The organism is Nocardia sp. NPDC050793, from assembly GCF_040654065.1.
GTDB lineage: Bacteria > Actinomycetota > Actinomycetes > Mycobacteriales > Mycobacteriaceae > Nocardia.
This window is the reverse complement of record NZ_JBFAHG010000003.1, coordinates 389,530-405,054: the sequence shown is the minus strand read 5'-3', so window position 1 is coordinate 405,054 and position 15,525 is coordinate 389,530. Positions and strand designations below refer to the sequence as shown.

At 64.3% G+C, this 15,525-nt stretch carries 16 protein-coding genes; 9 read left to right on the top strand and 7 right to left on the bottom strand.

Annotation, left to right across the window (positions count from 1 at the left end):
* Positions 1-132: 132 nt before the first annotated feature.
* Genes AB0H50_RS12410 through AB0H50_RS12390 form a run of 5 tightly spaced genes read left to right on the top strand, consistent with a single transcriptional unit; the run spans position 133 to position 5,510 of the window.
* On the top strand, positions 133-939 hold the full coding sequence (locus AB0H50_RS12410; RefSeq protein WP_357450422.1) for a hypothetical protein: 807 nt from the start codon (positions 133-135) through the stop codon (positions 937-939).
* A gap of 42 nt (positions 940-981) precedes the next feature.
* Positions 982-1,716 (top strand): hypothetical protein, encoded by a 735-nt coding sequence (locus AB0H50_RS12405; protein WP_357450419.1) that lies wholly within the window; start codon positions 982-984, stop codon positions 1,714-1,716.
* A 27-nt stretch (positions 1,717-1,743) separates the two neighbouring features.
* Positions 1,744-3,090 (top strand): hypothetical protein, encoded by a 1,347-nt coding sequence (locus AB0H50_RS12400; RefSeq protein ID WP_357450416.1) that lies wholly within the window; start codon positions 1,744-1,746, stop codon positions 3,088-3,090.
* Positions 3,074-4,693, top strand: a complete 1,620-nt coding sequence (locus AB0H50_RS12395; protein WP_357450413.1) for a hypothetical protein — start codon at positions 3,074-3,076, stop codon at positions 4,691-4,693. Before AB0H50_RS12400 ends, AB0H50_RS12395 begins: the two co-directional genes overlap by 17 nt.
* Positions 4,629-5,510 (top strand): amidohydrolase family protein, encoded by an 882-nt coding sequence (locus AB0H50_RS12390; RefSeq protein WP_357450410.1) that lies wholly within the window; start codon positions 4,629-4,631, stop codon positions 5,508-5,510. The genes AB0H50_RS12395 and AB0H50_RS12390 overlap by 65 nt, the downstream gene beginning before the upstream one ends.
* A 202-nt stretch (positions 5,511-5,712) precedes the next feature.
* On the opposite strand, the gene AB0H50_RS12385 is transcribed toward AB0H50_RS12390, so the two are convergent.
* Positions 5,713-7,092: a sigma 54-interacting transcriptional regulator gene (locus tag AB0H50_RS12385; protein WP_357450407.1), complete on the bottom strand. Its 1,380-nt coding sequence runs from the start codon at positions 7,090-7,092 to the stop codon at positions 5,713-5,715.
* Positions 7,093-7,671: 579 nt separating this feature from the next.
* Here AB0H50_RS12385 and AB0H50_RS12380 point away from each other — a divergent pair.
* The gene (locus AB0H50_RS12380; protein WP_357450405.1) at positions 7,672-8,388 is read left to right on the top strand and encodes a hypothetical protein; all 717 of its coding nucleotides are present in this window, start codon (positions 7,672-7,674) and stop codon (positions 8,386-8,388) included.
* Positions 8,389-8,514: 126 nt separating this feature from the next.
* Here AB0H50_RS12380 and AB0H50_RS12375 read toward each other — a convergent pair whose 3' ends face one another.
* Positions 8,515-9,015: a MarR family transcriptional regulator gene (locus tag AB0H50_RS12375; RefSeq protein ID WP_357450402.1), complete on the bottom strand. Its 501-nt coding sequence runs from the start codon at positions 9,013-9,015 to the stop codon at positions 8,515-8,517.
* A gap of 172 nt (positions 9,016-9,187) precedes the next feature.
* Here AB0H50_RS12375 and AB0H50_RS12370 point away from each other — a divergent pair, with 172 nt between their 5' ends.
* Positions 9,188-10,303, top strand: coding sequence for a serine hydrolase domain-containing protein (locus AB0H50_RS12370; protein WP_357450400.1), 1,116 nt, complete (start codon positions 9,188-9,190; stop codon positions 10,301-10,303).
* Positions 10,304-10,313: 10 nt separating this feature from the next.
* Here the strand turns inward: AB0H50_RS12370 and gndA are convergent, their stop codons facing one another.
* From gndA to AB0H50_RS12350, 4 genes are all read right to left on the bottom strand, one after another.
* Positions 10,314-11,759, bottom strand: coding sequence for an NADP-dependent phosphogluconate dehydrogenase (gndA, locus tag AB0H50_RS12365; RefSeq protein WP_357450397.1), 1,446 nt, complete (start codon positions 11,757-11,759; stop codon positions 10,314-10,316).
* A 171-nt stretch (positions 11,760-11,930) separates the two neighbouring features.
* Complete coding sequence (locus AB0H50_RS12360) at positions 11,931-12,728, bottom strand: SDR family NAD(P)-dependent oxidoreductase (RefSeq protein ID WP_357450395.1); 798 nt, start codon at positions 12,726-12,728, stop codon at positions 11,931-11,933.
* Between the two features lie 127 nt (positions 12,729-12,855).
* Positions 12,856-13,272: an organic hydroperoxide resistance protein gene (locus AB0H50_RS12355; RefSeq protein ID WP_357450392.1), complete on the bottom strand. Its 417-nt coding sequence runs from the start codon at positions 13,270-13,272 to the stop codon at positions 12,856-12,858.
* Between the two features lie 142 nt (positions 13,273-13,414).
* Positions 13,415-13,696 (bottom strand): hypothetical protein, encoded by a 282-nt coding sequence (locus AB0H50_RS12350; RefSeq protein ID WP_357450390.1) that lies wholly within the window; start codon positions 13,694-13,696, stop codon positions 13,415-13,417.
* Positions 13,697-13,978: 282 nt separating this feature from the next.
* On the opposite strand from AB0H50_RS12350, the gene AB0H50_RS12345 reads away from it, so the two are divergent.
* Positions 13,979-14,125 (top strand): hypothetical protein, encoded by a 147-nt coding sequence (locus tag AB0H50_RS12345; RefSeq protein WP_357450387.1) that lies wholly within the window; start codon positions 13,979-13,981, stop codon positions 14,123-14,125.
* An 89-nt stretch (positions 14,126-14,214) separates the two neighbouring features.
* Positions 14,215-14,568 (top strand): hypothetical protein, encoded by a 354-nt coding sequence (locus tag AB0H50_RS12340; protein ID WP_357450384.1) that lies wholly within the window; start codon positions 14,215-14,217, stop codon positions 14,566-14,568.
* Here the strand turns inward: AB0H50_RS12340 and AB0H50_RS12335 are convergent, their stop codons facing one another.
* Positions 14,569-15,516, bottom strand: a complete 948-nt coding sequence (locus tag AB0H50_RS12335; protein WP_357450381.1) for an antibiotic biosynthesis monooxygenase — start codon at positions 15,514-15,516, stop codon at positions 14,569-14,571.
* Positions 15,517-15,525 lie beyond the last annotated feature (9 nt).

The following is a 15,525-nucleotide window of genomic DNA, read 5'->3' as shown; positions in this document are numbered from 1 at the left end:
GCTTCCACCAGCCGTTTTCGCCCTGCCGGTCCTGGCACAGATTGTGCAGCCATGGAGGTAGGGCCTTGTGCGCGGCTACTGCGGTGCCGCGGCGGCTGCCGATTCGGGCACAGACCGACGAGAGGAACAACCATGCACGACATCGATCGCGCGCTTTTCGAGGCCATGCCGAACGAAAGCGGTACCTACGGTGAAGAGGAATTCTTCGGCGAGGGGGAGATCTACGGGGAGGAAGAGAGCTACGGCGAGGGCGAGGAGGAATTCTCTGGCGAAGGGGAGATCTACGGCGAAGAATCGCAGGAGAACACCGGCTCGATCTTCGGCGAATGGGGCTCGTCCGGCGAAGAGGAAACTTACGGCGAGGTCGACGGGCAGGAACTGGCACTCGCATCCGAGCTGCTTGCGCTCAACAGCGAGGAGGAACTGGACCGGTTCCTCGGCAATCTGATCAGTGGGGCCATCACTGCGGCGAAGAACTTCGCGTCATCGGACGCAGGGCGAGCGATCGGGAAGATTCTGAAGGATTCGGCAAGGCGCGCCCTTCCCCACATCGGACAAGCCGTAGGCGGCTACCTCTCCCCGGACCGCGGTGCTGACGTGGGCAAACACCTCGGCCGGGCGGCGGCCGCGTCGTTCGAGACCGGACTGCAAACAGAAGGATTGTCGGCGGAGGATCGCGAGCTGGTGAACGCGAGGGCCTTCATCCGTTACGCGCGCGCCGCCGCGCGCAATCTCGCTCGAACACCTCGTAATGTGCCGCCGGCGATCGCGGCTCGCCGTGCCGCCCTGCTAGCGGCACAGCGATACCTTCCTGGGCTGACGCGGCCATCCGCCGGACCGTCGGGGGCGTCGAGATCCGCCCAAGGATCCTCGAGACGGAATCAGGGCGGGCGATGGGTCCGCCGCGGACGCAACATCGTGCTCTTCGGAGCCGGATGACTCTCGCCCCTAGACGATCAAACCCCAGCTGAGGAGCACGACATGAGTACGGCATACGAGTACCCCGGGGAAGCTTCCTCGCAGTTCGAATGGTCCGGCGAATCCGAGGACGAGTACCAAGAAGGCTCGTTCCAGGAATCGGAGGATGAGGACGAGAACTACGCGATGGAACACGAACTCGCGATGGAATTGCTCGAAATCACATCCGAGGAAGAACTCGATCAGTTCCTCGGGAAACTAGCCCGCAGCGTCGTCCGCAGAGCAGGCAAGTTCATCAGATCACCGATCGGCAAGGCGCTGGGCGGCGTGTTGAAGTCCGTGGCCAAGGCAGGCCTTCCCATGGTCGGCGGCGCTATCGGCTCGTTCATCGCACCGGGTATCGGGACCGCCTTGGGAAGTCGGCTCGGTTCCCTGGCAGGCAATCTCCTCGAAGAGGAGGAAGCGGAGGCGCTGGGAGAAATCACCGCCGAAGAATTAGCGGCGCACAGATTCGTGAGCTTCGCGCGGGGCGCCTACCGCAACGCCTATCGCACGCCGAGGTCCGTTCCCCCTCCGGTCGCGGTTCGTGCGGCGATCGTGGGTTCCGCACGAAGGTATGCACCGGCACTGCTGCGATCGTCGGCGCGACGCCCGTGGCGCCGACGCCGTCGCTGGTACGGCAGTCCGGGATACGGATGGGACAACAGCGGCACGTGGGGCCAGGACGTCGGAGGGGACGCGCCCAGCCAGGGCCGGTGGGTACGACGAAACGGTCAGGTCGTCCTCTACGGACTGTAGGACGCCGGTAGGGAGAGGGCATCCGCGATGGAAACCGGTGCAGTTGTCGCCGCGTTGCTCGACAGCGAGGCTCGCGGCCTGTTGAGCAGGCTCAACCAGATCAAACCATTCGTCATGCACGAGACGATGGTGCAGGCCGCCGCGCTGCCGACGGATGCGCAATTGATCATCGAGCGGTTTCTGCACGCGGGCCGTGAACAACTCCGCACGAAGGTCAGCGAGTTCTTGCGCTGGCTCCACGGTCCCGGACGCTCGGCACCTGCCGCGCAGCAACAGAAGCGATTCGTCCTCGTACGACTCGAGTTCAATGTTGTGCTGACACAGTTCGACCTGTTCACCGAAGTTGTCACCCAACGCAGCGAAGCCGAAACCGGAATCTGGCTCTCGGGTCTCGACGTACTCGCCGACGACGCCCTGCGGGTCGATGTCGAAGGAACACGAGAGGCCCGCGCGGTGTGCTACCTCGCACGCGGAGCGGGTGCGGCGATCCGGCGGGCGAACACTCGACTTCCTGGAGGGAAGCCGAATCCTGTTGCGATCATTCGCATTCCACGAGAACGTATGATCGGGAGCGGGATAGCGTCATCGCTGTGTCACGAGGTCGGTCACCAAGGTGCGGCACAGCTCGATCTCGTGACATCGCTCCGAGTAGACATCCGGCGCGCCGCCCGCACCGAATCCGGCGGACACTGGCTGGTTTTCGATCGGTGGATCAGCGAGATCATCGCGGACATGTGGTCCGTCGGGAAGCTCGGACTCACCTCAACGGTCGGGTTGCTCGCGGTGGTGAGTCTCCCGAAGTTCTTCGTGTTCCGCGATTCCGGGGACGATCCGCACCCTACCCCGTATCTGCGAGTCCTGATCAGTTCTGCCGTCGGGGAGGCCCTCTACCCGCATCCGCAGTGGCAGATCATGCGTTCGACCTGGAAACAGATGTACCCCATCGACGTACTGCCGTCGGCGCGGCGAACTCGGATCGAGAACACCGAAGCGGCAATCGGCAGGCTCGTCGACCTGCTGGTCCATCACCGCGCCCCGGCGCTCAAAGGACGCGAACTAGGGAGCATTTGGCCGCTGAAGGAACGTAGGCCAGAGAATCTCGGCCGTCTCCACCAGGAGTGGGGGGACGACGTGGCGGTCATGGCGCGGCAGTCGCCCTCGCTGGTGTTCGCGGTTATCGGTCAAGCCAAAGCGACCGGTGCGATCTCGCCAGAAGCCGAGAACGCACTGCTGACTCGTCTGCTCACCATCTGGGCGGTGCGCAGCAGCTTAGATGCCGTTCATCGTGTGAACACACCGCATCAGCCGAGTAATACGCCACCGGATCCCGGTAGACAGAATAGTCATGGAGTAAAAAATGGAGATCATCGTTAACCCAGATCCGATCACAGCCACGATACACGGAGTTATAGAATTCAGACCCGAATCAGAGGAAGAGGAGAAAGAGTTGACCGCCGTTGTCGAGCAGATAACAGAATCGAACGACATCGCAAATATATCGGCGGTATTTCATCTTCCAAAAATTAGCGATTACCCTCCGAACAACAGATATCGAAAAATAGCCATAAAGCCCGAATATCCGGGTGCATGCGTAGTTGCATGGAAATTTGATCCAGACAACTATTACAGTGACCTTTCCGAATCCAGCGTCCTCGATGAATTCAGCGCCGAGGGATTCGTTGCCGACGGAAGTAAGACGTTCGAGGTAATACCGCCTGTTCCCCATAAAGTTGAGCTCGTACCGAGTTCAACACCGAGCAGTTATCATACCGTATTGTGGAACTTTATCGAATCAATCTCCGAGAGACTACGATTCGAGAAATTCATCAACGCTGCCAACACCGAATTGGATGGACAGTGCGGAAAGGATAACTGGCACGGAACCGGTCCTTACGAGCGGCTCGATCGTGCGGCTTCAGTCTTTGTCAATTCGGCAGCAGATCCACGGTGGGTAAGTCAGCCGGTAGAAGACTTCGATAGTTCGAGCACGGTGCCCGAGGGACTTCAGTCGTCGTACGTCTATGGAATCGGAAAGAGGAGCAATCTAGCTAATCCGTTTCTCGCAAACTACAAGTCGAGATGTTGGAATTTTCCATTCCTGACTGTACCGATGGTAGAACTCATCTGGAATTATTGGATGGAAGAAGGAATGCTCGTGCAGACCATGAACCGCATCCTCGCGCGGTTTCAGAATCGGATCGCCGACAATGGACGCGACCCCCTTGCGCGGTTGAGCGTCAGTCCACTCCTTCCTTTACGCAGCCTGCTATGGGGATTCGCCGAGTCCGAGAGAGAAAGACTTTCGGTGCGTCGGCGTGCCGCCGAGTACGAATACCAGTACGGGCTACACCTGGTGGGCCGAGCAATCCCACCGCGCGCAATGGCCGTCGAAAGACGCTCTCAGTTCCTAGAAGCATTTCACAGCTTGCTCAACGCAACGCACCACTTCTACAAAGAATACGACGACAAGACAGTGCAGGCGGATGCATTCCCGCTGCTCAGCAGCCTGCGTGAACTACACCTGATTTTGGCTTACGGAGCGAACAACCAGTTCGCCGATCTCCCTTTGACAGCGCGGCAAGAAATGATCGTCATGCAATTCGCCCTGGCACAACCCGAAATGCGGGAGTTCCTTGGTGGCCGGGCTATGGTGCCGTACGAGGAGGAATGGATGGATCGCGTCGATACAATGAAGTCGCTACAGAACTGGTCTGATGTGAGCATCAGTCATTTCTTCGACCTCGCGGTACACGGAGAAAGGCTGCTGTTGTCCGTCCGCCACGGCCAGTGGAACGACTCCGGCATCGAAGGAACCGACGCCGAAAATTGGGCGCTGCGATTCCGCAACTCCGTTCAGCGCTATATCCACGCCTACCGGGCGGTGACCGGAGTCGACCTCATGGTTGGTGTGGATGCCACCATGCCGTCCACTCTGCTCGCGCAGCGGTTGCGGCATCAGTACGTGCAGCGGACATGACCGCATGGACCGAAACCTTCGGTACGTGGCGGATAGCGGTGGTCGTTGCGCGAGGACGACGAAGATCGTCGACTCGCACTGTCATCTAGGACTTGGCAATGTGCCGTTGACCGGAGAGGCGCCGGATCGCTCGTTCGACCGTTATGTCGATCGAGCCGATTCTGCCGGCGTCATTTTGACAGTCGTCATGGCCCCTCCAGGCGGTCGATACAGACAAGGAAATCGCGCAGTCGGCGAGTTGGTAAGTATCTATCCCACGCGCTTCCTCGGCTACGTGTTCGTCAACCCCGTCACCGAGGCAGGCAAGATCGCACACGTGGTCGCCGCAGCACGTCGATGGGGAGCGTGCGGCATCAAAGTGCACTGGAGTGACGGGGCCGCGACCGACGAGATCGGTGCTGTGGCCCGGGCCCACCACATGCCTGTGCTGTACGACCCGTACGGCGACACCACCACAGTGGAGTCGCTGGCCCGACGTCACCCCGATGTGGGGTGGATCATTCCTCACCTGTCGTCGTTCGCGGACGACTGGCGAGCGCAAACCCGGATGATCAGCCTGCTCACGAAGCTCCCCAACGTCTTCACCGACACCTCCGGTGTGCGGTATTTCGATCTGCTCGCCGACGCGGTCCGGTACGCCGGACCGCACAAAGTGCTGTTCGGCTCCGACGGCCCGTACCTCAATCCCCTCGTCGAACTCACCAAGATCTTCGCGCTCAGGCTCCCCCCGGAGGACTCCCGTCTCGTTCTGTCCGCGAACGTCCTCCGACTCACGCACCGCGCACGCAAGTCTGCCGGCATCCGACGACGGCGATAGCTTGCCAGGAGCGCCACGATGATGCCGATCGAGAATCGCGACACATCTCCAGAAGGAAATTCTGCAGGTGCGGTCACCCAAGGGCATTGCGGAGATGAAGCCGAATTATCCGGAGGCGCTGAGGTCAGGGCTGAATCAACTCCGGCTCCGATTGTGTAGCCACGGCAGTAAAGTCCCCTGACAATGCATTTCGCCGATACCTTCAATCGGACCTATGCGCCTTCCGTAGCTGTATCGCGCGGTCAGTCACTCCCAGCATCGCCGCAGCTGCTCTGACGTTTCCGTTGCTGCGCGCCAGGGCTGCCGAGACAGCCAGGTCACCGACTTGTTCTTTCAATGCTCTGAGCGTCATGCCATGCTGGACGGCGAGGTCGGCGGCTGTGTCCAGCATGTCGGCAAGGTCGCCGGTTGAACTCGGCCCGGCTCCACCATGCTCGGTCGGAGCGCCTGAGTCCGCACGGCTTGGGAAACCTGTCGGGCGGTCGTCGATCGGCAAGTCGCCCGGTGTGATCGGTCCCGGCCCCACATGTCGCGCGGCCACTCGATTCGCCAACTGTCGCAGGTCACGGAGATTCCCGCGATAATCGCGCGATCGCAATGCCAGTTCCACAGCTGTGTCGAGCACAATGTGATCCGCTGACTTGTTCGCCTCTCGGTAGAAGTGGCAGAAGAGCGGGACTATGTCCTCCTTCCGATCTCGCAACGGGGGCAACGTCACCGTGGAGGCGGCGATCCGGTAGTACAGGTCCATGCGAAACCGTTTCTCATTGGCTTCTTCCAGGAGATTCCGATTCGTCGCGCAAACCAATCGAAAGTTGCTCCGCAACCACCTGTCGCCGCCGACTCGTTTGTACATACCTTCCTGAACCACTCGCATGAGTTCGGGCTGCAGGTCGAGCGGAAGCTCCCCGACCTCGTCGAGAAACAAGGTGCCAGAATTCGCGGCCGCACAGGCCCCCGTCCGAATCCCTACCGCACCGGTGAACGCCCCGCGCTCGTGCCCGAAAAGTTCACTTCCCATGAGTGTGGGCACGATTGTCGTGCAGTCCACCACGATCAGCTCGCCCGTACAGATATGGGTGCTGAGCGAATGCACCACTCGCGCCGCGAGCTCCTTGCCGGTACCGGTCTCGCCAAGAATGAGAACAGGGGCCGATCCATATCGGGCCGCAATCACCAGATCTCGCAATGCGGCACGAAGTAGCGGGCTTCGTCCGATAATGACGCCGGATACGAGCGTGGAGTCCAACAGCCCCTCGACCTCGGCCAGTCGTTCCAGTCGAGCGAGGATCGGTCGTGGATCGTCGTGCCATACCGAATAGTCGGTCGCGCCTTGCTCCAGTACCCACCACGGATCTATTACGTTTTCTTCGATCGCAAGTAAATAGACTTGCAGGTTCTCGGCTTTGGCCATTGCGAGGACATCGCACAGGGCGGTTGTCGTATCCGAGCAGACGATCAGCCCGACCGGGTCAAGGATGTCGGGTTCCTCGACGATGCGTAGCGCTGCACCGGCCCCACAAAGAGTTTCGACAATCCGTTGCGCTGGTGCGCGCAAGCTTAGATTGAGGATCCACGACATCAGCCTCCTACCGAACATCGGTCTCGTACAAGGTCTGACGAACCGAGGATAGTCCATGTCGGCTCGCGACGGAGCAACTTGCAACCGACAGGCTATCCCGTGCGACCACCCGTGGGCGCACAAGCAATTGCTTGCCAAAGAAGTTGTAGTTTCGACGAATTCACCGCCACCCGCCGACAAGCCGGTCGCAACGTCGCGGGCGCTGTTGTGAACAACGTTCGCACGGCGCGTGCGCGGATACACTCCTCGAGGCGGTTCGTGTCGATGGAGCCCTGGTGGCAGGCGGGAATCAAGCCGGTTAGCGAGGCCGACGCAGATTCCGGAACGGTTACCTCGCAAGGGATCAGAGTGCGAATCAGAACCGTGGTCGAGGAAGAGGGTGCTAGCCTGAGAAGCTAATTGGGGCTCACCCCAAACCATCTCTGGCATGTCCGCATCGGGCTGGGCAGGGATAGCCGGATCCCGGAGGGTTCGCCGGTTCTGCTCGATGACCTTTTCGTTTCGAAGACCTGCCGACCCTGGTGCGGCTGTCCCGAGAATGGGTTGGTTCAGCCATCCAACGGCATGAAGAAGGCCTCGATGAGCATTGCGAAGATCGACCCTGAGACCTGGAAGGCGTTGCTCACCTTCGTATTCGTCGCGGTGCTCGGCGGCGCGGTAGGTCTGCTGTGGGCAACCATCCGGCACCGCAAGGAGCTGGACAGAGAAGCCCTCTCACGCTTTCACGACGTGTACGGCGCGTGGTTCGTCGTATGGAAGACTTGGAGTGCGATGTGCGAGGGCAAGGTACGGACAGCTACTCGCGAGGACCTACTCGAACGAGCGGCAGCCACGGAGGGCCAGTTCGAGGCGTTGCTGATCAAGATCGCGACCGAGAGACGGCTTTCGAACAAGGAGATCGAACGACTGGGTCGCTTCCGCGAAGGGTACCAGCAACTGCGCAATACCATCGAAGCCGGAGCGACTGTCAGCACGCTGAGCGAGTCGAACAAACTCCCGTTCAAGGTGCGGGGCAATCTCGACGAAATCGGCCCTTATATCGCGTTCAAGATGCTTGCCGTCGAGTTCGCAAGGCTAGTTGAGGGACAGACAGGGCTCAGGAGGCTGCTACCGCGCCCGACGCGCAAGTCGGCTGAGGTGTCGTTCATAAAAGTCACCAGCTGGCGACCGGTTTGGATCCCCCCAAGTTCGGCCGCCGCGAACGCCCCGGAGTCTAGCTGGTGGCTTGGCCCCGGTGGAGACTCGGTCGCAAAAGCGGTGGAGGCATGGGAGAGAATCACCTACCCGCGACCATGACGCTGATCGTCGGGGGCGTGCCCCGGGTACGGCCTCGTTCACCGATGTGCCTGGCTGGAGGGGGTTGCGCCGCCGCAGCGTGTATGCGACGGTGCCGCCCGTCAAGCGCTCCGGTCCGAGCGACGACTATTGCGCGGCGCGTTCGGAGACGATGGTGTCGAGCCGGGCGCCGAGGGCGTTGACCTGGTCGCGCAGCTCGGCCACCGTCTCGATCGAGTAGCCGACCTCCGCCAGCACCGCGGCGATCATCTGCCTGGCTTGCTGTTCCAACGCGAACCCCGCCTCGGTGGCGTGCAGATGGACAGCCCGCCGGTCGTGCGAGCTGCGCACGCTCTCGACCAGGCCGCGCGCCTGGAGCCGCTGCACGAGCGGGGAGACGGTGCCGTAGTCGAGCCGTAGCCGGTCGGCGAGCTGCTTCATCGTCATCCCCGGGTTCTCCCAGAGCGCGAGCAGCGTGAGGTACTGCGGGTAGGTCACCCGCATGGCGTCGAGATACGGCCGGTAGGCGGCGGTCATCGAGCGCGAGGTCGAATACAGGGCAAAGCACAGCTGGGCCGCGAGCGAGAGCACGTCATCGGTGCCCGCGGCGGCGGCCTCGACCGTGCCTGGATGCGCGTCTTCGGGCATATCTGCACTGTACGAGAGTGCGGGTGCTTCGTGAACCGTCGTATGTTCCGGGACCGCAGCCGCCCGACCGGATCCCGGATATCTGTTCCGTGACCGAAGCATTCAGGCCGTCTCGATCGCCGCGCGCGAAAATCGGTGGCTCGGGCGGACGTCCCGGATTAGCTTGCCCCGTATGGCTGAGATCCACGGGCGGTGTGCGAGCGAATTCGGCACGGTGGCAGATACTTTGGCGGCGTCGTTGGATCGCGACGACGTGGGCGCCTCGGTGGCGGTGTCGGTGGGCGACGAGCTCGTGGTCGACATCTGGGGCGGATACACCGACGAGTCGCGCACCGCGCGGTGGCAGCGCGACACCATCACCAACGTCTGGTCGACGACCAAAACCATGACAGCGCTGTGCGCGCTGGTGCTCGCGGACCGGGGCGACCTCGATCCGGCGGCGCCGGTGGCCGAGTACTGGCCCGAATTCGGCGTCGCGGGCAAGGAAAGCGTGCTGGTGCGGCACGTGCTCTCGCATACCGCGGGCCTGCCGACCTGGGACGAGCCGATGACGGTGGAAGATCTCTACGATTGGCCGGCCGCTACGGCACGGCTTGCGGCGCAACCTCTCCGCTGGTCGCCGGGGACTGCGGCCGGCTATCACGGGCTCACCCAGGGCTATCTGGTGGGCGAGATCGTCCGGCGGATCACCGGTCGCAGTCTGGGCGTCTTCTTCGCCGAGGAGATCGCCGGGCCGCTGGAGGCCGACTTCCACATCGGGTTGCCCGCCGAGCACGACCACCGCGTGGCGCCGATCATCGCGCCGCCCGCCAGCTCGGGGCGCGACGATTCCGCGCCGCGCGGCCCCGGCAATCCCTCGGTGCCCGCCGCTGCGGCCAACACCGCGGCCTGGCGGCGCGCCGAGATTCCGGCCGTCGGCGGATTCGGCAACGCGCGTTCGGTGACCGCCGTGCAGTCGGTGCTGGCGAACGGCGGCGCCTGGCGCGGCGTGCGGTTGCTGTCGCGCGAAGGCTGCGAACGCGCCGTTTACGAGCAGTTCCGCGGCATGGACACCGTGCTGGGCGCACCCATGCGTTACGGCCTCGGGTACGGTCTCGGCGGCGGCGAATCACCCAGCGCCCGTACGTGTTTCTGGGGCGGCTGGGGTGGCTCGCTCGTCTGGGTCGACATGGACACGCGGATGACGGTGTCCTACGTCATGAACCGGATGCTCGACGACGACCGATCGCTCACCGACGATCGGTCGTTCGACATCGTCGCGGCGGCTTACGACGGGGTCACCGCGTGACCCGCGCCGCTCAGCCCGCGGCAACCTCGCTGCGGTCACCGCTCCACAGCGTGTGGAACTTGCCCTCGGCGTCGATGCGCTCGTAGGTGTGCGCGCCGAAGAAGTCGCGCTGTCCCTGGGTGAGCGCGGCGGGCAGGCGCTCGGCGCGCAGCGCGTCGTAGTAGGACAGCGAGGACGCGAAGGCCGGGACCGGGATGCCGAGCAGGGTCGCGGTGGAGACCACGCGCCGCCAGCTGTCGATGGCCGTTTCGATTGCTTCGCGGAAGTACGGCGCGAGGATCAGGCTCGGCAGAGCGGGATCCTGGTCGTAGGCCTCCTTGATCCGGTTCAGGAACCGGGCCCGGATGATGCAGCCGCCGCGCCAGATCGTCGCCAGGTCGCCCGGGCGCAGATCCCAGTCGTATTCGGCGCTGCCCGCGGCGATCTGGTCGAAGCCCTGCGCGTACGCGACGACCTTCGACGCGTACAGCGCCTGGCGGATGTCCTCGGTGAATTGTTCGACGTCCGTGGGCTTTTCGGCCAGCGCGCCGGAGGCGAGGCCCACCGCGGCCTTGCGCTGCGCGCGGGAACCGGACAGCGCCCTGGCGAAGACCGCCTCGGCGATGCCGGTCACCGGGACGCCGAGATCGAGCGCGGACTTGACGGTCCAGCGGCCGGTACCCTTCTGCTCGGCCGCGTCGACGATCACGTCGACCAGCGGACGGCCGGTCTTCGCGTCGACCTGCGCGAGCACCTCGGCGGTGATCTCGACCAGGTAGCTCTCCAGGTCGCCGGAGTTCCACTGGGTGAACACGTCCGCGATCTGCTTGGCGTCCAGACCGAGCGCGTCGCGGAACAGGTGGTAGGCCTCGCCGATCAGCTGCATGTCGGCGTACTCGATGCCGTTGTGCACCATCTTGACGAAGTGCCCGGAACCGTCGGGGCCGATGTGGGTGCAGCACGGGGTGCCGTCGACCTGCGCCGCGATCGACTCCAGCAGCGGACCGAGCGACTCGTAGGACTCCTTCGGGCCGCCCGGCATGATCGCCGGACCGTTGAGCGCACCCTCCTCGCCGCCCGAGATGCCCGCCCCGACGAAGTTCAGTCCGCGCTCGCGCATGGCGGCCTCGCGGCGAATCGTGTCGGTGTAGAGGGCGTTGCCGCCGTCGATGATGATGTCGCCCTGCTCCATCACCGCGGCGAGCTCCTCGATGACGGCGTCGGTCGCGTCACCCGCCTTGACCATGATCAGCACTCGGCGCGGCTTCTCCAGTGCCGCGACGAACTCCTCGACAGTCTCGGTGCGAACGAAATCGCCGTCGCCGCCGTGCTCGGCGATCAGCGCGTCGGTCTTGGCGACGGAACGGTTGTGCAGCGCGACGGTGTACCCGTGCCTGGCGAAGTTGCGGGCGATGTTGCTGCCCATGACAGCCAGGCCGGTAACACCGATTTGTGCACGCGCGGTAGAGGTCGGCATCGATCAGCTCTCTTCGTTCGTCAGGTCCGGTGGGTGTGCGAAAACTGGTTCCGCGGCGGCATCGTCGGCTCGTGCGAGGGACGCGGCCACCCTGCCGCCAAAGCTACTGGATGGCCGGTCGGCCGCACCTAGACGGGTCGGAGGGCCGTGGCGTTGCCGACTCCATGGGGTTCAGTGCCGGTGCGGCAACGGGGCGGCCGCGGCGACGCGGTTGGCGGCCGCCTTCACCGAATCGGGAAGGACGTGGTTGATCGTCGTCAGCAGCTTGGTGCCCAGCGACCCGGCCGCCACCTTCTGGTCGCCGCGCAGCAACGCATCGACGCCCTGGCGCGCCACGTCGGCCGGATCGTCCTCGGGCCCCTTGCCGATCACCGTCTCCAGCATCTTGGCCCAGCGGAAGAAATCGGTGTCGGTCGGTCCCGGCATCAGCACGGTCACCGTGACGCCGGTGCCGCGCACCTCCTCGCGCAACGCCTCGGCGAGGGATTGCACGAACGATTTCGACGCGTTGTAGACCGCCTGCCTCGCGCCGGGCATCGTCGCGGCGATCGATGACGTGAACAGCAGTTTGCCGGTGTCGCGCCGCACCATGTCGCCGAGCACGAGTTTCGCGAGGTGCACTGTCGAGCGCACGTTGCGGGCGATCATGTCGAAGTCGTCGTCGAGGTCGGTCGCCACGAAGTCACCGCCGCGGCCGACGCCCGCGTTCAACGCGACGGCGTCGAGTGGTCGTTCGTCCTCGGTCGCCGCCGAGTAGAGACGCTCCACCCCCTTCGCCGTCCGTAAATCCACCTGCACCGCGCGGACTTCGACCCCGGGCTGGCGAACTTGGTCGGCGGCGGTCTCGACGGCCGCGTCCTCGGCGGCCATCACCACGTCGTAACCGTGTGCCACGAACTGTTTCGCGAGTTCCAGCCCGATGCCACTGGAGGCTCCGGTCACCAGGGCGAGTGGACGTGTCCATGTCATACCGCACGCCTACCCGCGCGCGGCGATTTGTATCCGCCGAGAGAGCGACCCGCCGCTCGCACGGGATGGATTTCGTGGCCGTGCGAGCGCGGACGGGCAAGCCGATTCTGGTGCGCGGACTTGCGGCTCAGGCCAGCACGAGGTCGACGTCGATGTTGCCGCGGGTGGCGTTCGAGTACGGGCAGACCTGGTGCGCCGCCTCGACCAGGGAGCGCGCCGCGGCGGGGTCGATGCCGGGCAGGTCGACGGTGAGGGTGACGGCCAGACCGAAACCTTCGCCCTTCGGGCCGATGCCTACCGCGCCGGTCACCGCGGAGTCCGCGATCTTCACCTTCTCGCGGCGGGCGACGAGCTGGAGCGCGCTGTGGAAGCAGGCGGCGTATCCCGCGGCGAACAGCTGTTCGGGGTTGGTGCCAGCACCGCCCGCGCCGCCGAGTTCCTTCGGGATGCTCAGTTCCAGGTCGAGGGCCTGGTCGGAGGAGCGGACGTACCCGCCGCGTCCGGCGCCGGTCGCGGTGGCCTGTGCGGTGTAGAGGGTGTTCATGGGGTGCCTTTCTCGAAGAGCGTTCCGTGCCCCATGAACGGTAGCGGGCAACTAAGTTGCACACAACTAATATGGCATGTGAAACGGGCCGCACATCGCGGGCGGAGTCGGTTCCGTCCGCGATACGCGACCCGCAGAGCGGCTAGATCACCGCGTTCATGATCGTCCCCGCGCTCGTCGCGACGGCGCCTCCGGCCATCGCGCTGGCGATCATCTTCGGCGACTGCAGACCGCCGCCGTTCCACTTCTCCCAGGCAAAACGGCCACCGCCGTAGGTAATGGCAGTGATCCCGGACAGCTGGACGAGCCAGGTGAAGTACCGACCCATCTGCATGAGCTTGTCCGCCAGCGGCGGCGCTTCCGGGGTCGGATTGTCGTACTGCGCGAGGACAGTGTCGTGTAGCGCGCAGAGGATCGTGCTCACTGTCATGCTCCTTCGCGGATGCTGGAGTGATGCTGGGGATTCGTTCTCACGAGAGCGCGTTACTTCGAAAACGGCAGAACTCTCCAATTCAACCTCAGCAAGATCATGTGATGGGCCAGACACACCCAATTCGTTATGACTCGACTCACAGCGGCGTACCCGTGCCATGAATAGCCCGCGGTTCTAGGATTCGAGGGGTGCAGGGGGACTGAATGGGACCGGGCGCGACGCGGCACCGTCCCTGTTTCGACGCCGACCTGACACCGATTCCGGGGAGGGTACATGGCTTTTCTGCTGTTGATGCTCTTGATCGTGCTCGCCGTCACCGCCTCCGTCGCCGCCGCCGCTTACGGCACGGTGATCGCCACGTACTGGTTCGAAATGCGCCACCGCCGCGCCGACCCGCCGGATCTGACCGCCGCGCACTGAGCGGTCGACCGCGAGTTTGGGAGCGAGCGGTCCGGCAACTCCGAACACGGGCGTTTTCGAGGCCCTGACCGCGATCGGAGGTGAGCCGGATGGTGAACGACGTCGAGAAGCGCTGGTCCGATCCGAAGGGATTTCGCCAGGCCGTCCGCTACGACCTCGCGGTTCTCGGCACCGCGGCACTCGTCGCGCTGGTGGCCACGATCTGGGCCGCAGGCCGTGACGAATGCCTGTCCGGCCCGCTGCTGTGCGACGCGGCCTCCGGCATCGCGGTGCTGCTGGTGCCCGCCGTCGTCCTGCTGGCGGGCGGCATCGGCGCCTTCGTCGTCATCTATCTGCGCTGGCGCCGCGGCCGGGTCTGGCCGATCTGGCAGGGTGCGGGGTGGTTCCTGTTCACCGCGATGCTCGTGTACGTCTCGATCGGCGGGACCGCGATGGCCCGCTGATCATCGGTTGTAGTCCCAGTAGTGCAGCCACTTCACCGACGCGAACAGCAGCAGCGTCAGGCCGTAGAGGGCCACGACGATCGCCGCTCCCAGCGCGCTCACGCGCCAGCCCGCGCCGTCGATCGGATCGACCCACCACCGGAACCAGGCGGCCACGGCGGGCGAGAGAATCCAGCTCATCAACGCGACGCTCACGATCTGGCTGAGCCACATCGCCAGCCAGGGCGGCGCGCCGTTCTCGTCAAGCACCGGGCCGAGGAACCGGGACAGCGTCATCACGGTCGGATACAGCACGAGCAGCACCAGCATCGCGATCTTCCAGGTGGGCGTCACCCGGGTCTCGCCGTCGACCGTGCGCAGCGTCGACCCGAACGGCGTGGTGTGCGCGACGACCGAGAAGTCCTCGGTCAGTTCGGCGCGCAACGCGGGCAGTGCCGCGGCGCGCTCCTCCGAGCGCATCCAGTCCGCCAGATGCTGGGACGTGCGGAACCGCAGCACGGTGAACCACCGGCCGGTGTCGCCGCGAGGAAACAGCGCGACGCCCTCGAATCCGGGAAACGTGGCGCTCAGGGTGACCAATTCCGCCTCCGCCGCAATGAATTCCGCCGCCTTGCCCCTGGTGACGCTGTGCTGGAACACGCCGACGCCCGGCGGCGGCAACCCTCCCTCGACGATGACCAAATCCGAGCTCTTCCGATGAAAACCGAGCCTCTCCCCCTCGGCGATCGCACGGTACCGGGCGGCCGAGTCCAGGAAATCGTTCACCTGTCGCTCGGTGCCGAACGTGGCGCTGAACCCGGGTTCCAGCGCGGGGTCGTCGCTCACAGCGCGGCAACTCTCGACGAATCCCTCTGCGGCCGAGGCGATTTCGGTCATCCGATCCAACCAGGCGGTGAAGGCCGCGCCGTCCGCGGGACGATGGAAGACGGTGACTGCGGTCGCGTTCATCGGCGGGCC

What these genes read in the sequence shown, in the direction of transcription:
- AB0H50_RS12410 (WP_357450422.1), top strand. Translation starts at nt 133, where the DNA reads ATGCACGACATCGATCGCGCGCTTTTCGAGGCCATGCCGAACGAAAGC.
- AB0H50_RS12405 (WP_357450419.1), top strand. Translation starts at nt 982, where the DNA reads ATGAGTACGGCATACGAGTACCCCGGGGAAGCTTCCTCGCAGTTCGAA.
- AB0H50_RS12400 (WP_357450416.1), top strand. Translation starts at nt 1,744, where the DNA reads ATGGAAACCGGTGCAGTTGTCGCCGCGTTGCTCGACAGCGAGGCTCGC.
- AB0H50_RS12395 (WP_357450413.1), top strand. Translation starts at nt 3,074, where the DNA reads ATGGAGATCATCGTTAACCCAGATCCGATCACAGCCACGATACACGGA.
- AB0H50_RS12390 (WP_357450410.1), top strand. Translation starts at nt 4,629, where the DNA reads ATGCCACCATGCCGTCCACTCTGCTCGCGCAGCGGTTGCGGCATCAGT.
- AB0H50_RS12385 (WP_357450407.1), bottom strand. Translation starts at nt 7,092, where the DNA reads ATGTCGTGGATCCTCAATCTAAGCTTGCGCGCACCAGCGCAACGGATT.
- AB0H50_RS12380 (WP_357450405.1), top strand. Translation starts at nt 7,672, where the DNA reads ATGAGCATTGCGAAGATCGACCCTGAGACCTGGAAGGCGTTGCTCACC.
- AB0H50_RS12375 (WP_357450402.1), bottom strand. Translation starts at nt 9,015, where the DNA reads ATGCCCGAAGACGCGCATCCAGGCACGGTCGAGGCCGCCGCCGCGGGC.
- AB0H50_RS12370 (WP_357450400.1), top strand. Translation starts at nt 9,188, where the DNA reads ATGGCTGAGATCCACGGGCGGTGTGCGAGCGAATTCGGCACGGTGGCA.
- gndA (WP_357450397.1), bottom strand. Translation starts at nt 11,759, where the DNA reads ATGCCGACCTCTACCGCGCGTGCACAAATCGGTGTTACCGGCCTGGCT.
- AB0H50_RS12360 (WP_357450395.1), bottom strand. Translation starts at nt 12,728, where the DNA reads ATGACATGGACACGTCCACTCGCCCTGGTGACCGGAGCCTCCAGTGGC.
- AB0H50_RS12355 (WP_357450392.1), bottom strand. Translation starts at nt 13,272, where the DNA reads ATGAACACCCTCTACACCGCACAGGCCACCGCGACCGGCGCCGGACGC.
- AB0H50_RS12345 (WP_357450387.1), top strand. Translation starts at nt 13,979, where the DNA reads ATGGCTTTTCTGCTGTTGATGCTCTTGATCGTGCTCGCCGTCACCGCC.
- AB0H50_RS12340 (WP_357450384.1), top strand. Translation starts at nt 14,215, where the DNA reads ATGGTGAACGACGTCGAGAAGCGCTGGTCCGATCCGAAGGGATTTCGC.
- AB0H50_RS12335 (WP_357450381.1), bottom strand. Translation starts at nt 15,516, where the DNA reads ATGAACGCGACCGCAGTCACCGTCTTCCATCGTCCCGCGGACGGCGCG.